Source organism: Pseudoalteromonas sp. SMS1 (assembly GCF_021530565.1).
Lineage (GTDB): Bacteria > Pseudomonadota > Gammaproteobacteria > Enterobacterales > Alteromonadaceae > Pseudoalteromonas.
Window position 1 is genome coordinate 325,739 of the sequence record NZ_JAKGBI010000004.1, and the last position, 14,866, is coordinate 340,604.

A 14,866-nucleotide genomic window follows, 5' to 3' on the forward strand; every position below is an offset into this window, starting at 1 on the left:
TCGCTAATATTAGCGACGCTTATTTTGTTTCAGCCTTTGATTGTGCTTATGAACGGCTTTGCGAATGCGATTCACTTTAGCACGCTTGTCTTTGCGCTTTTCTGGCATCACAGAGAGCTTTGTTTGAGTCTCTGGGCGCAGACTTACCGACTTGCGAAGATAATTCACATCTTCCAATTTCAGCTCTTCCCAACCGCCCTGAGGTAAACGTTTGTTCAATTCAAGTTGGCCATAGCGAACACGGATCAGTCTTGATACGTCAACCTCTTGTGATTGCCACAAACGACGTACTTCACGGTTACGACCTTCAGTCAGCGTCACATTAAACCACTTATTGATGCCTTCACCACCACGTGGCTTGATAGACAAGAATTTGGCATGACCATCTTCTAACTCTACACCGTCAGTTAACGTTTTAAGCGTTTGGTTCGTTACTTCTCCAAATACTCGAACTGAGTACTCACGCTCTACTTCATACTTAGGATGCATTAAACGGTTCGCTAATTCACCATCATTAGTAAACAATAATAGGCCTGAAGTATTAATATCCAAACGACCAATTGCAATCCAGCGATCACCTTCTAAGCGTGGCAATCTATCAAATACGGTCCGTCTGCCTTCTGGATCTTTGCGCGTGCATAACTCACCTTCCGGTTTATGGTACATAAGTACACGACATATACGCTCTTCTTTTTGCTCAATCTTAACCACATGGCCATCAACCCGAATAACCGCATTTTCTTCAACACGGTCGCCTAATTTTGCCACCTTGCCATTGACACTAACTCGATTAGATTCAATGTACTTTTCCATTTCACGACGCGAACCAACGCCCGCTCGTGCCAATACTTTTTGTAACTTCTCACTCATTCTGATTGTTCTCTCACAGAAGGATCATTTAACATCTGATTTAACTTTTCACTCTGCAATTCAGGTAACCTAGGTAGGCCATCCAAACCAGCCAGCGAAAAGTAGTCTAAAAATAACTTAGTGGTTGCATACAGCGCTGGTTTTCCAGGTACTTCTTTATGTCCCACAACTTTTATCCACTGCCGCTCTAACAAACTTTTCATAATGTTCGAACTGACAGTCACGCCCCTAACCTGCTCTATTTCACCACGCGTGATGGGCTGTCGGTACGCAATTAACGCCAATGTTTCTAGTGTCGCGCGAGAATATTTGGGGGCCTTTTCTTGCCACAACATATTCAGCCAAGGGCTCAAACTTGGACATGCCTGAAAACGATACCCTGTGCCAACTTCAACCAGTTTCACACCGCGTGTTTCATAATGTTGTGAAATTGTCTCTATGGCCTGTTGTAAACGACGATCCGACACACTGATATCTTGTAACACAGTGTCTTTCATGTGCTTTTTCGACAAGGGTTTATCCGCCACAAAGATAGCAGCCTCAACCAATTCGACCAATTGTTCGTCACTTACTCGGCGTGTCATGTCACAGTAATTTCATAAGGCTAGTAGAAAGCGCGGTATTATGACAGAGAGCGCATTACTCTTGTAGTTTTAATGACAAATAAATTGCACTACTGAGATTTATTTGCACGATGGAGATCAGTTGTTCTTTTAATAGTTCCAGCATTGCAATAAAAGTGACCACCACACCACTGCGTCCCTCTTCAATACTGAATAGCCCACTAAATTCGACTGGGTTTGGGTGTTCACTGAGATATTGAAGAATCAATGACATTCTTTCTCGCGTCGACAAAGCTTCTGCACTGACTTGGTGATGTTCAAACTGCTTAGCGCGTGCCATAACTTCACTCATTGCCAAGAGAAGTTCCTTGAGCTCAACATCCGGCAACGAATCAGTGTTGTCGTCTAGCTCCTCAATCAACGCGTTGGCGATAAATATATCGCGGTTCACACGAGGGACTTTATCAAGGTTCTCGGCGGCCTGTTTAAACTGCTCATATTCTTGTAAGCGCCTAACCAATTCCGCTCGAGGGTCTTCTTCTTCTTCAATTTCTTCATGCGTAGGCAGCAACAACCGTGACTTAATTTGCGCAAGTAATGCAGCCATTACCAAATATTCTCCCGCCAATTCCAATTGAAAATCCTGCATCATTTCAACATAACGAACGTATTGCTGAGTAATGCTCAAAATAGGCAACTCGAGAATATCGAGTTTATGGCGTTTTATGAGATATAAAAGTAAGTCTAATGGGCCCTCAAAGCTCTCTAGAATGACTTGCAATGCATCAGGCGGGATATATAGGTCTTCTGGTTTTTCTAAAACGGCTTCCCCTTTCAGGAAAGCCAAAGGCGTTTGCGGTTGTTGCTGTTCAGTCATGTTTATTCAAATGGTGACACATCGCCACAACCATGGCGTAAGATTTCAATATTGTCTTCAGACATATCAATCACAGTGGTAGCCTGCTCGACGAGGTATCCACCATGTACAATCAAGTCTACCTGCTTTTCAAGTTGCATCCTGATATCATCAGGATCTGACTCGGTAAATTGCTCACCAGGTAAAATCAACGAGCACGACATTAATGGTTCATTTAGCTCTGCTAAAATAGCGCACGTTATTGGGTGCTCGGTCACGCGGATCCCGATGGTTTTTTTCTTATCATTCAGCAATCGACGTGGCACCTCTTTAGTTCCCTTTAAAATAAAAGTATATGGGCCCGGCGTGTTATTTTTGATCATTCTAAACATCTGATTGTCTACTCTTGCGTAGGTAGACAACTCGGATAAGTCCCGACACATCAAGGTAAAGTTGTGATGCTTTTCTATCCCTCTGATGCGCTCAATTCGTTCTTTGGCTTGTTTGTTGCCAAGGCTGCAGCCAATGGCGTAACCAGAGTCAGTTGGGTATACCACCACGCCACCTTTTTGAATTATTTCGACAGCTTGACGGATCAGACGTATCTGCGGATTATCTGGGTGAATATGAAAAAATTGGCTCATGCTAACATTCCTCTGTGGCTCCCCAAAACTGCCATACACCTTGGCAATCTTTTGGTAAGTATAGGTTTCTTCCTAGATCCAACCAACTGGTTGGGTAATGAAAATCAGAGCCTTGGCTTGCAAGAAGATGATACTCACGAGACAACTGCCCCAAAAACTGTCTTTCGGTAGGTGCTTGTTGCGGCTGTGCGACTTCCATCGCTTTGCCCCCAGATGCACTAAATTCGTCTAATAGTTTTCTCAACCACTTGTTGGACATTTGATAACGCCCAGGATGTGCAAGTACCGCAATACCGCCGGCACTGTGGATGGCCTCAATAGCTTCTGACATAGTGCACCAACAACTGGGCACATAACCCGTTTTGTTACGCGCCAGAAACTTTTTAAACACCCCTTGGATATTCTTGGCAACGCCGCGTTCAACTAACGCTTTAGCAAAATGCGCTCGAGTGATTTCTGCGCCTTTCGCTAATTCTAGCGCTTGCGCATAAATGCCTTCATAGCCACGCTTTTCAAGTCGTGCACCAATCTCTTTGGCGCGCGCTCTGCGTTTACTTTGCTGAGCTTTCAATAATGTCAGTAGAGGTGTTGACTCAATATCAATGTTTAACCCCACAATGTGTATTTCAAAGCTTTCCCATTTAGTTGATATCTCAACGCCATTTATCAACTCAAGCGTAAGATTATGCTCAGCAATATATTGCTGAGCAACGGGTATACCAGCCACGGTATCGTGGTCAGTCAAAGCAAGTACATCAACGCCTTTTTCTGTTGCGCGCTCTAAAAGTTCTGCCACATCTAAACGCCCATCAGAAAAAGTACTATGACTGTGCAAGTCATATTTAATCAAAATTTAATCCTCTAAAAACAAACGCTCGTATTATATCATGCACAGCAATCAGCGTGCGTTTTTATTTACTTAAAAAGTCGCAAACAGACAGGGAAAAACAGCCCAATCACTCAGTCTATATTCGTATAGCTCAACATTAATTAATGCTATTGGTTATTTTTTGATTTTTGTACTTGACAGTGTGTACTCGAGTAAGGTTTACTGTACCTACTTAAATCGGAATAACGAAAACTTTACAAATGAATCTAACACAAAAAACAAAAATCGTTTGGTGGTGGCACTCGTAACAGCGGGTGTGATTCGTTATGTCTGACGACTTATAAACCCGCGCTGAGCTCGCGGGTTTTTTTATGGAATTTTTATAATGTTTAACAATTTTTGCAACAATTCATCTACAAAATCTTGGTGGTGGTGCCTGAATTAGCGGGAAGGCATTGTTGTAACTAAATACGCACCCCCCGCAAGTAAAAATACTTCGGGGGGTTTTTTGTACTAAAGAGGAATGAGGTTTGATTTTTAGTCATATAACTACAACACCGGGCGAGGTGACAAGTATAAGGCAGCGGCGCGATTATATCGCAAGTCCACTCTCTTTATATGCGTCCCTCAATACGCCCAATTCGCTGTTACTGGAGTCAGCTGAAATTGATTCCAAGGACAATGTAAAAAGTATTATTTTAGCGGATGCTGCTTTGAGAATTGAGTGCAACGGGCTTGAAGTAAAAGTGCGCGCACTCTCAAACAACGGTGAACAGTTACTAAATTATCTCGCAGATAAAGTAGAAAACTGCACCGTTGTCAAAGAGTATGCTGTTCTAACGCTCACTTATAATACACAGGATCTTAGTTTAGATGAGTACAGCAAATTAAAAGCAGACAACGCATTTAGCGCACTGCGCACTTGTATTGATTCTATAAAACGTAACTCAGACACGCCGTTTTCGGTATTTTTAGGTGGCGTATTTGCCTACGATATGGTGGCAAATTTCGAATCTTTACCGGAAGTGCCTGATGGCAAAAATGACTGCCCTGATTATGTCTTTTATCTCGCTGAAACAATGGTATTAATAGATCATCAAGCAAAAACCACCGAGCTTATTGGTAATGTTTTTAACGGCCCTGATGTTCATGCCAATTGTTTTGAGGTAGGCAGACAACTTGAAGAGCTAAATCGTCAGTGCGACGAATATGTCTCTTACAAAGAAGGACCCGAAGATTCCGAACATGAAGTAAATGTGGATATCTCGGATGATGTGTTTAAAGCGCAAGTGACGCAACTAAAGAAAAACATTGTCGATGGCGATATTTTTCAAGTTGTCCCCTCTCGCACTTTCTCACTGCCTTGCCCTAGACCCCTTGCGGCATACAAACACCTAAAGAAACAAAACCCAAGTCCATATATGTTTTATATGCGTGATGAAAAGTTTGTTCTATTTGGTGCATCGCCAGAGTCAGCATTGAAGTACTGTGAAGAAAGTAACCAAGTGGAAGTCTACCCAATCGCAGGGACTCGCCCTCGCGGTAAATTTGCCGACGGCACAATTAACCCTGACTTAGACAGCCGTATTGAGCTTGAATTACGTGATGACAAAAAAGAGCGCGCTGAGCACTTGATGCTTGTAGATTTAGCACGCAATGATGTAGCACGAATAAGCGTGCCAGGTACACGCCATGCTAAAGAGCTCTTAAAAGTAGACCGTTACTCACAAGTCATGCACTTAGTGTCCCGTGTAGTTGGTCAACTGAAGCCAGATCTTGATGCATTACATGCATACCAAGCTTGCATGAATATGGGTACGTTGGTTGGCGCACCTAAGGTAAAGGCAGCACAGTTAGTTCGCGATACAGAAAAACAACGTCGTGGCAGCTACGGGGGTGCCGTTGGCTACCTAACTGGAGACGGTGCGATGGATACCTGTATTGTGATCCGTTCAGCCTTCGTGAAAAACGATACGGCTTATGTACAGGCGGGTGCAGGCGTTGTATTCGACTCAGATCCTCAAGCTGAAGCAGACGAAACAAAAGCAAAAGCACGCGCAGTGATCAAAGCCATTCAGTCAAGCTATCAAGGAGTGGGCCATGACGCCTAAAGTATATTTTTTAGATAACTTTGACTCATTCAGCTACAACCTTGTTGATGAATTGTCTCAGCTGGGCAGTGAACTCGTCGTTTACCGGAATCACATCGATGCTCGCACCATCTACGACAAAATGTGTAATGAAACTGCGCCTATTGTATTGGTATTATCGCCAGGTCCGGGCAAGCCAAGCGAAGCTGGTTGCTTGCTTGAGCTGATAGATCTTTGTAAAGGCAAATTTCCAATGCTCGGCATATGTTTAGGTCAGCAAGCGCTTACGCAAAGCTATGGCGGCACCATTGGCCATGCTGGCGAAACGGTGCATGGTAAATCTTCATATATTGATGTTGAAGAACACCCAGTTTTTGCTGGCCTAGGTAAGCGTTTCCCAGTGGCAAGATATCACTCACTGATGGCAACCAGCGTACCTGACACACTCAAAGTGATTGCGAAATACCAAGATATTCCAATGGCTGTATACCATACAACAGACAAGGTTATCGGGTATCAATTCCACCCTGAGTCTATTTTAACACCAGATGGTGCCAAGCTACTTAAGCAAAGCATCGACTATTTGACCTGCTAGGAGGCAACATGGAAAGTTTAAATCAATTGATTGACCAACAGTCGCTAAGCTTTGAACAAACAACCGAGTTATTCAGCCAAGTAATGCAAGGACAGCTTTCTGAAGTGGAACTCACAGCAGCGCTGATTGCCTTGAAAATTAAAGGTGAAACAGCCGCTGAGATTGCAGGTGCCGCAAAGGCGATGCGCGACCACGCAGTTGCTTTTGACAATAAAGGCTTAGATTGTGCTGATAGCTGTGGCACAGGTGGCGATGGTACCAATACCATCAACGTCAGTACTACGGCTGCTATCGTAGCAGCGGCTTGCGGTATTCCGATGGTTAAACACGGCAATCGCAGTGTTTCCAGTAAGTCTGGTTCAGCTGATTTGCTTCGTACATTAGGTATCAATTTAGAGATGACACCTGAGCAAGGTGCACACTGCCTTGAAAAAAACAATTTTGCCTTTTTGTTTGCCCCGCTCTATCACAGTGGCGTGAAGCACGCGATGCCAGTACGCACCAAGCTTAAAACACGTACCCTATTCAATATTTTGGGCCCTCTGGCAAACCCAGCCAAGCCTGATATTCAGTTACTTGGTGTTTATGACCCAGCGCTTTGCCGCCCTATGGCTGAAACGCTGCAAATGCTAGGTACCAAGCGTGCGATGGTCGTTCATGGCGCTGGCTGCGATGAGATAGCGCTTCACGGAACAACACAAGTTACCGAATTAAAGGATGGTAAAATCACAGAGTACACGTTAACACCAGCAGATTTCGGTTTAGACAACTACTCGTTGGAGGACATCGCAGGAGATACGCCAGAGTACAACGCTCAAGCAACACGGGACATTTTAAGCGGCAAAGGTAAAGCTGCTCACAACGCTGCCATCGCAGCAAATGTCAGTGCTTTACTTGTTATGTCAGGCAAAGCTGCCGACCTAAAATCAGCCACTCAACACGTGCTTGATGTACTGGCGTCAGGTCGCTGTGAAGAAACATTAGCAGCCATTGCGGAGGTAAGTCATGGCTAACGTGTTAGAAAAAATTGTCGCAGATAAGCGTATTGAGCTTGAAGCGCGCAAAAAGATGCTGCCACTGAGCGAATTTAAAGATCAGGTCGTTCCAACTAAACGCGATTTTTATGGCGAGATGTCAAAGTCTGGCACACAGTTTATTTTGGAGTGTAAGAAAGCCTCTCCTTCGAAAGGGTTGATCAGAGAAACCTTCGACCTCGATGAGATCACAGGCGTCTATGCACAATATGCCACCTGCATTAGCGTATTGACTGACGAGAAGTACTTTCAAGGCAGTTATGAGTACCTAAGTTACGTCCGTACAAAGGTCAATCAGCCACTCATTTGTAAAGACTTCTTCATTGATGAATACCAAGTGTATTTAGCGCGCTTAAAGGGAGGAGATGCCATCTTGCTCATGCTGTCAGTATTAGATGATGTGGCTTATCGAGAGCTTGCTGATCTAGCACACGCATTGAATATGGCCGTACTCACTGAGGTTAGCAACGAAGAAGAAGTCCATCGTGCACTCCAATTAAACGCAAAGCTGATTGGTATTAATAACCGCAACCTAAGAGATTTGAGTACAGACCTTGCGACAACAGAGCGTCTACGCACCTTAATCCCAGACGAAAAAACGGTTATCTCTGAGTCTGGCATTTATACGCATAATGATGTTAAACGCCTCACGCCACACTGTAATGGCTTTTTGGTCGGCAGTTCTTTAATGGCTGAACAAGATTTAGAAGGTGCATGCCGCAAACTTATCTTAGGTGAAAATAAAGTCTGTGGATTAACGCGTGTAGATGATGCTTTATCAGCCTATGACGCGGGTGCCGTTTATGGTGGATTAATTTTCTACCCGAAATCACCGAGATACGTTGACTTTGATTGCGCTCGTGCCGTTGTCGATAGCGCACCACTTAAATATGTCGGAGTCTTTGTCGACGCACCAGCTGAGCAAATCGTTGAATATGCACAAAGCCTGCGCCTGAGTGTCGTGCAATTGCATGGCCACGAAACCCAAGAGTTTATCTCCAACCTTCGCAAGCAATTGCCCGTAAATTGTCAGATATGGAAAGCACAGGGCATTGTTGATGAGTTCCCTGCGCCTTTTGATGAAGTAGATAAACATCTTTACGACACCAAGACAGCAAACGCATTTGGTGGTACGGGTAAAGTATTTAATTGGCAACTACTTAGAAGTGCGAAAAAGCCGTTTATGCTCGCAGGTGGGCTAAATGCAGACAATGTCAGCGATGCATCATACTTGGGTGCGGCTGGATTTGACCTTAACTCAGGGGTAGAAACGAGCCCCGGCAAAAAGTGTCCAGAGAAACTACGTGATGCTTTCAACAATATTCGAAAATACTGAGGTGGATATGACTAATACAGGATATTTTGGTGACTTTGGCGGCATGTACGTCCCTGAGTTGCTTGTACCAGCGCTCAAACAACTTGAGCAAGAGTTCAACAATGCACAGCAAGATGACAGCTTTAAAGAAGAGTTTTATTCGCTGCTAAATGAATATGCAGGTCGCCCAACTCCTTTAACATTGTCTCGCAACCTAATTAAAAACCCGAAGGTAAAACTATACCTCAAACGTGAAGATTTGCTTCACGGCGGCGCGCACAAAACGAATCAAGTACTGGGTCAAGCACTGCTGACTAAACGCATGGGTAAAAAAGAAGTTATTGCAGAGACTGGTGCAGGGCAACATGGTGTTGCGACCGCACTAGCGTGTGCTCTATTGGGCTTAAAGTGTCGCGTATACATGGGCGCAAAAGATGTTGAACGTCAACAACCTAACGTTTTTAGAATGCGCTTAATGGGTGCGGAAGTGATCCCAGTAACAGCAGGTTCAGGCACACTAAAAGATGCCGTGAACGAAGCAATGCGTGATTGGTCTGCAAACTACAAAACCGCGCACTACCTACTTGGCACAGCGGCTGGTCCTCATCCATTCCCAACTTTGGTTAGAGATTTCCAACGCATGATTGGTGAAGAAGCAAAACAGCAAGTCCTTGACGCTGAAGGCCGCTTACCAGACGTTGTTATGGCGTGTGTAGGCGGTGGTTCCAATGCAATTGGCATGTTCGCTGATTTCATCGATGAAAAAGATGTCAAACTTATCGGTATTGAGCCGGCAGGTAAAGGTCTTGATACCGAAGAGCACGGCGCGGCGCTGTGTAAAGGTAGCCAAGGTATTCTTCATGGGGCATATACCTACATCATGCAAGACAATGATGGTCAAATCGAAGAGTCGTACTCGGTCTCTGCTGGTCTTGATTACCCTGCGGTAGGCCCACAACATGCCTACCTGCATCAAACTGGTCGTGCTCAATACGTCGGTATTACAGACACTGAAGCGCTAGATGCATTTCAAGCTCTGGCAAAAAATGAAGGGATTATCCCTGCGCTTGAATCAAGCCATGCCTTAGCTTATGCACTTAAGTATGCAGAGCAACAAACTGAAGAAACCATAATTGTCGTTAACTTAAGTGGCCGTGGTGACAAAGATCTTGCCCATGTACACAACGTATTGAATGAGCGAGGTGAACTATGAGCCGATATAGCAACCTATTTACACGTCTAAACGATGCCAGACAAGGCGCTTTTGTACCGTTTGTCACCTTAGGTGATCCAACCAAAGAAATCAGCCTAGATATCGTAAAGAGCCTGATTGATGGCGGTGCAGACGCACTTGAGCTGGGTATTCCATTTTCAGACCCAATTGCGGATGGCCCCGTTATTCAAGCGGCTAATATTCGTGCCCTTGAGAGTAAAATCAATACCCAAGACTGCTTTGAGATTATTCGCCAAATCCGCGAATACAATGCAGATATTCCAATTGGCTTATTGCTATACTCAAACCTTATTTTTGCGCAAGGAATCGAAGCCTTCTACCAGCAAGCCAAAGAGGCGGGGGTTGATTCTATCCTCGTTGCAGATGTCCCACTACACGAATCTAAGATGTTCAGGCAAGCTGCACAACAGGCTGACATTGCGCCAATCTTCATCGCAACGCCTAATGCAAGCGACGACACGTTGCGTCAGTGTGCAAGCTATGGTCGAGGGTATACCTACCTACTTTCTCGCTCAGGTGTAACAGGCACCGAGACAAAAGCTGAAATGCCCGCGGATACCATGATCAATAAGTTGGTAGAGTATAATGCCGCCCCAGCATTGTTGGGCTTTGGTATTTCAGCGCCAGAGCATGTGAAAGCTGCCATCGATTCGGGCGCAGCCGGTGCAATCTCTGGTTCTGCGATCGTGAAAATTATTGAAGAAAACTTAACTGAGCCTGCGCTTATGTGCGAGCGATTGCGTGAGTTTGTTGCAACCATGAAGGCTGCAACACAGAAATAATTTTATACTACTTGGCTAAAGCGTCTTTGAGCGCTTTAGCCGCTTTAAACAACACTTTATTTTGCCCTTCAATCATGATCTCTTCTCCCGTTCTTGGGTTGCGACCAGGCTTAGCGGGATGATAGCTCAAAGATAATGTGCCGAACCCAGCCAAAGAAACAGGATCACCTTCGGATAAACGCTTTGAAACTGCGTTCAGAATACTATCTAGCGCTGCTTTTGAGTCCTTTTTGGTCAGTTCACTGTTTGCGGACATTGCTGATACTAGTTCGCTTTTATTCATAGAGTTCTCAATTTATTTTTAATTGTGCGGAGGCTAGAAGCTTAGCCTTCAAAAGTCAATCTTGAACTTGTGACAATATCTTGATACAACGCAATAAAGGCTTAATCATCGAGGAAGTGAATGACTTTTATACTAGAGTATTTTCCCCTAATCCTGTTTTTTGCAGTTTACAAATTTATGGATATATTTTGGGCCACTGGGGTGTTAATTGTCGCCTCCGTCATTCAAATGATCTATCAGTACTTCACCGATGGAAAAGTATCCCAAAGACACTGGGTCTTTTTTGCCATCGCCCTGTTACTCGGTGGCATGACTATTCTATTCCAAGATGAACAATTTATCATGTGGAAAGCAACTATTATCTACGCGATACTCGGTGCCAGTCTGCTTGTATCCCACTATGTATTTAAAAAGAACCTTGCCAAAAAAGCGCTGTTAAGCGTTTTGAATAGTGCGATGTTGCAAGATCAGAAAACGAATAAAGACGACAAAATGCAATCCGATAACCCTGCAGCGAAGTTAGATATTCCAGAGATACTATTTGAAAGGCTAAATCTTGCTTGGTCTGCCCTATTTTTCTTTATTGCAATACTCAATTTGTACGTCGCTTATAATTTCTCCCTTAATTTCTGGGTTAATTTTAAGGTATTTGGGCTGATGGCCATTACTTTTGTCGCCATCCTAATTACTATTATGAAGGTCTCCAAATACCTTCCTGAAGACGACTGAACCAAGCTCAACACACAGTCCTTCCGCCCCGCCTAGAAAATGCGTAATCTTTTTCCAGATTACGCATAATTCTTGAGACACTTGCTATATTTTATTGATACAGCATCGCTTGAGGTAAATTCTTTGAACGCACGACAGTTTCGTTGGTTTGAGCTATTCTCAATCTTTTTTTTGCTCCCGTTTATCGCCTATTATTTCCGCCATGATTTAGCCAATTGGCTCTTCCCTGCTCTTATCATTATCATGTCGGTGTGCACCTACTTATTGCTCTCGGATCCACACTTCAAGCGTTTTAGATTAACGAGTCTGGGACAATTCTCTGCCATCAAAAAACGGTTGTTTTCTATCTTTTTTATTGGTGCACTATTTTCAGGTATGCTGTACGGATTAATCAGCCAAGAAACATGGTTCGATTTGCCCATTAACTCGACCACTGATTGGTTGGTTTTACTCATTGCTTATCCCATTTTATCCGTACTACCCCAAGAGCTTATATTTAGAAGTTACTTTTTCCACCGCTACAAACGTATCTTACCGAGTAAAACAGTGAGGATATTACTCAGTGCCAGTGTATTTGCGCTGGCCCACTGTGTGTATGACAACTGGATGGCCATTATCATGTCTTTTTTTGGTGGACTGTTATTCTCTTACACCTATGCGCACAGTCGCTCTCTAGCAGTTTGTGTGCTTGAACATAGTTTGTGGGGATTGTGGTTATTTACGATAGGAGCAGGGAAATACTTGGATGCAGGCGTGACATTTACATGATATGTGGGGTTATTGCCCCACATATCATGTGCTTTACTTAAAAGCCAAATAGGCTGATAGCAAAGTATTTGGTTGCGACTGTGTTGACAAAAATCAGCAACAAGATCACTGGAATAAACGTCGACAGCGAGAAGTTCACGTATTTTTCCATAAAGCTTCCTTTGTAGCCTTCATTGCCTTGCGTTAGCTCTTCAGACAAGTTGGCCTTACGCCAGCGATAAGTTACAAATAAGCATAATAACAACCCATTGAAAGGTAAGATGGTGTCATAAAATACATCAGAAATAATGTCAAAGAAACTCTTATCGACCCCGCCCCCGTACTGCGTAAACTTAGTTAATCCTTCAACCATACCAAATGACATAGTACACAGTACCGTCAAGATACCGGTCGTCACAGCTAATACAGTCAATGACTTTTTACGCGTATACCCTTTCGCTTCCATTAAGCTGGCTGTAGGGACTTCAATAATCGACACCAAAGACGTTATCGCGGCAAAGAAAACAAGCAAAAAGAAAATGCCCGCTACAACCGATGCGCCGACATATCCGATATCAGCTTGCAATGTCAGTAATAACTGCGGCAGATATACAAAGATCATTGATACTGAAGAATCCGATAATTCTTCAGGGTTTACATTCGGGTTAAAACTAAAGATTGCTGGCAGTACCATTAGACCCGCGATAAACGCCACTAATGAGTCCGTCACTGCAACCATTTTAGAACTACCTACAATGTCTTCTTTTTTAGAAATATAAGACGCATATGTAATTAAGATACCCATGCCCAATGACAATGAGAAAAATGCTTGCGACAATGCACCATTTAAGACACTGGCGTCCATTTTAGAAAAGTCAGGTACCAAATAATAACGCACACCGGCCATTGCATTATCTAATGTCAACACATACGCAACGAGACCAATGAGAAGTACGAAAAGCGCAGGCATCATTAACTTTGCCGCTTTTTCAATGCCTTCTTTCACACCGCCGACCAAGATCAAATTAACCAATACAACAACACCGGCCATATATCCAAACACGGTGTATTCATTAATAAATACGCCGAAATTGTCAGGATTCGCAAGCTGATCAAGATTTCCGATAAAGGTCTGAACTAAATAACCGAAAATCCATACGGTAATAACCATATAAAAAACAGCGATCATGAAGGGAGTTAACACAGCGAGAGCACCGGCAAAGGACCATTTCTTATCACCGCCAGTCAGCGAGTGATAAGCACCATACGGGTCTTTCTGGGCCTTACGACCCAGTGCCATTTCAGCGATCATGACAGGCAAACAGATAAACGCAACAAACAGTGCATAAATAATCAGAAACGCCCCACCGCCATTTTTGGCAGCAGATACAGGGAAACCGACCAAGTTTCCGATCCCCACAGCGGAGCCAGCCGCTGCTAAAATGAAACCCAGTCGGGAGCTAAATTGCTCGCGGTTTGCACTCATTAAAACAACCTTATTATTATTTTTCACGATAGTCGAAGGACTGTAACAGCCAAGGCCTGCGGATTTCAAGTCCCAAACAAGATTCTCTTCAGATAACGCCTATTCATTTACATTTGGGGACAATCCAGTCTATGATACGAAACACAAATTTAATTACGCCTTATTTCTTACTATTATGCTTTACATGATTTACTCAACGGATGTGGAAAATTCACTAGAGAAGCGTTTAAATGCACGCCCAGCTCATTTAGCACGTTTAAACGCGCTAAAGGATGAAGGTAGATTGTTTGTTGCGGGGCCTCTCCCTGCAGTTGATGATGAAAACCCAGGTGAAGCAGGTTTTACCGGCTCTTTAGTGATTGCTGAGTTTGCCTCTTTAGAAGAAGCGCAAACATGGGCCAGTCAAGACCCTTATATTGAAGCGGGTGTTTACGCGCAAAGCGTAGTCAAACCATATAAGAAAGTTTTACCTTAACCAAAAGTTCAGCGGTGGTTAAGTCTTAAAAACTTAACCTCCTGTTCAAGATGTTAAGCAACCCTACTGTGGAGCTTAGAATGCAGTTGCCAAACTGTCTTGCTGTTGCCGTTTTTGCCTGTGTGTTGGTACTTAGCCCCGCACAAGCAAAAAATACACAAGACACCATTAGCAAAAAAGAAGCCGTACAATTAGCAACGACTAAACAACCAGGAAAAACCTTAAAGATTTCTCTTGAAGGCGACTACTATGTGGTACGAATTCTTCAGAGCGACGGCAGAATCATTGATGTTAAAGTTCACAAAGTAACGGGTGAAGTGAAGAAGGATTGACA

17 protein-coding genes are annotated in these 14,866 nt (G+C 43.7%); 10 read left to right on the forward strand and 7 right to left on the reverse strand.

Annotated elements, in window-relative coordinates; all coding sequences use genetic code 11:
* Window positions 1-9 precede the first annotated feature (9 nt).
* From rluB to rnm, 5 genes are read right to left on the reverse strand one after another with little or no spacing between them, the layout of a single operon-like run.
* On the reverse strand, window positions 10-870 hold the full coding sequence (gene rluB / locus L1286_RS07030; protein ID WP_235406198.1) for a 23S rRNA pseudouridine(2605) synthase RluB: 861 nt from the start codon (window positions 868-870) through the stop codon (window positions 10-12).
* Window positions 867-1,454, reverse strand: coding sequence for an SMC-Scp complex subunit ScpB (gene scpB, locus L1286_RS07035; protein ID WP_235406199.1), 588 nt, complete (start codon window positions 1,452-1,454; stop codon window positions 867-869). Before scpB ends, rluB begins: the two co-directional genes overlap by 4 nt.
* 55 nt (window positions 1,455-1,509) lie before the next feature.
* Window positions 1,510-2,310, reverse strand: coding sequence for a segregation and condensation protein A (locus L1286_RS07040; RefSeq protein WP_235406200.1), 801 nt, complete (start codon window positions 2,308-2,310; stop codon window positions 1,510-1,512).
* 2 nt (window positions 2,311-2,312) lie between these two features.
* Window positions 2,313-2,933 (reverse strand): L-threonylcarbamoyladenylate synthase, encoded by a 621-nt coding sequence (locus tag L1286_RS07045; protein ID WP_235406201.1) that lies wholly within the window; start codon window positions 2,931-2,933, stop codon window positions 2,313-2,315.
* 1 nt (window position 2,934) lies between these two features.
* Window positions 2,935-3,783 carry an RNase RNM gene (rnm, locus tag L1286_RS07050; RefSeq protein ID WP_235406202.1) on the reverse strand — a complete coding sequence of 283 codons (849 nt, stop codon included), beginning with the start codon at window positions 3,781-3,783 and terminating at the stop codon, window positions 2,935-2,937.
* A gap of 509 nt (window positions 3,784-4,292) precedes the next feature.
* On the opposite strand from rnm, the gene L1286_RS07055 reads away from it, so the two are divergent.
* Genes L1286_RS07055 through trpA form a run of 6 tightly spaced genes read left to right on the forward strand, consistent with a single transcriptional unit; the run spans window position 4,293 to window position 10,812 of the window.
* Window positions 4,293-5,873, forward strand: coding sequence for an anthranilate synthase component 1 (locus L1286_RS07055; RefSeq protein WP_235406203.1), 1,581 nt, complete (start codon window positions 4,293-4,295; stop codon window positions 5,871-5,873).
* Window positions 5,863-6,447 carry an aminodeoxychorismate/anthranilate synthase component II gene (locus L1286_RS07060; protein WP_063374943.1) on the forward strand — a complete coding sequence of 195 codons (585 nt, stop codon included), beginning with the start codon at window positions 5,863-5,865 and terminating at the stop codon, window positions 6,445-6,447. Before L1286_RS07055 ends, L1286_RS07060 begins: the two co-directional genes overlap by 11 nt.
* An 8-nt stretch (window positions 6,448-6,455) precedes the next feature.
* Complete coding sequence (gene trpD, locus L1286_RS07065) at window positions 6,456-7,460, forward strand: anthranilate phosphoribosyltransferase (protein ID WP_235406204.1); 1,005 nt, start codon at window positions 6,456-6,458, stop codon at window positions 7,458-7,460.
* Complete coding sequence (trpCF, locus tag L1286_RS07070; protein ID WP_235406205.1) at window positions 7,453-8,817, forward strand: bifunctional indole-3-glycerol-phosphate synthase TrpC/phosphoribosylanthranilate isomerase TrpF; 1,365 nt, start codon at window positions 7,453-7,455, stop codon at window positions 8,815-8,817. Before trpD ends, trpCF begins: the two co-directional genes overlap by 8 nt.
* A gap of 7 nt (window positions 8,818-8,824) precedes the next feature.
* The gene (gene trpB, locus L1286_RS07075) at window positions 8,825-10,009 is read left to right on the forward strand and encodes a tryptophan synthase subunit beta (protein WP_235406206.1); all 1,185 of its coding nucleotides are present in this window, start codon (window positions 8,825-8,827) and stop codon (window positions 10,007-10,009) included.
* Entirely contained in the window at window positions 10,006-10,812 is an 807-nt protein-coding gene (gene trpA / locus L1286_RS07080) for a tryptophan synthase subunit alpha (protein WP_235406207.1), read from the forward strand. The genes trpB and trpA overlap by 4 nt, the downstream gene beginning before the upstream one ends.
* Window positions 10,813-10,819: 7 nt before the next feature.
* Here the strand turns inward: trpA and L1286_RS07085 are convergent, their stop codons facing one another.
* Window positions 10,820-11,095: an HU family DNA-binding protein gene (locus L1286_RS07085; RefSeq protein ID WP_063374939.1), complete on the reverse strand. Its 276-nt coding sequence runs from the start codon at window positions 11,093-11,095 to the stop codon at window positions 10,820-10,822.
* Window positions 11,096-11,215: 120 nt separating this feature from the next.
* Here L1286_RS07085 and L1286_RS07090 point away from each other — a divergent pair, with 120 nt between their 5' ends.
* Together L1286_RS07090 and L1286_RS07095 are read left to right on the forward strand one after the other, a co-directional pair.
* Entirely contained in the window at window positions 11,216-11,824 is a 609-nt protein-coding gene (locus tag L1286_RS07090; RefSeq protein WP_235406208.1) for an inner membrane-spanning protein YciB, read from the forward strand.
* 123 nt (window positions 11,825-11,947) lie between these two features.
* Window positions 11,948-12,592, forward strand: a complete 645-nt coding sequence (locus tag L1286_RS07095) for a CPBP family intramembrane glutamic endopeptidase (protein ID WP_235406209.1) — start codon at window positions 11,948-11,950, stop codon at window positions 12,590-12,592.
* A gap of 37 nt (window positions 12,593-12,629) precedes the next feature.
* Here the strand turns inward: L1286_RS07095 and L1286_RS07100 are convergent, their stop codons facing one another.
* Entirely contained in the window at window positions 12,630-14,057 is a 1,428-nt protein-coding gene (locus L1286_RS07100; RefSeq protein ID WP_235406210.1) for a sodium-dependent transporter, read from the reverse strand.
* A 175-nt stretch (window positions 14,058-14,232) separates the two neighbouring features.
* On the opposite strand from L1286_RS07100, the gene L1286_RS07105 reads away from it, so the two are divergent.
* Window positions 14,233-14,532: a YciI family protein gene (locus tag L1286_RS07105; RefSeq protein WP_235406211.1), complete on the forward strand. Its 300-nt coding sequence runs from the start codon at window positions 14,233-14,235 to the stop codon at window positions 14,530-14,532.
* 80 nt (window positions 14,533-14,612) lie between these two features.
* Window positions 14,613-14,864, forward strand: coding sequence for a PepSY domain-containing protein (locus L1286_RS07110; protein WP_235406212.1), 252 nt, complete (start codon window positions 14,613-14,615; stop codon window positions 14,862-14,864).
* Window positions 14,865-14,866 lie beyond the last annotated feature (2 nt).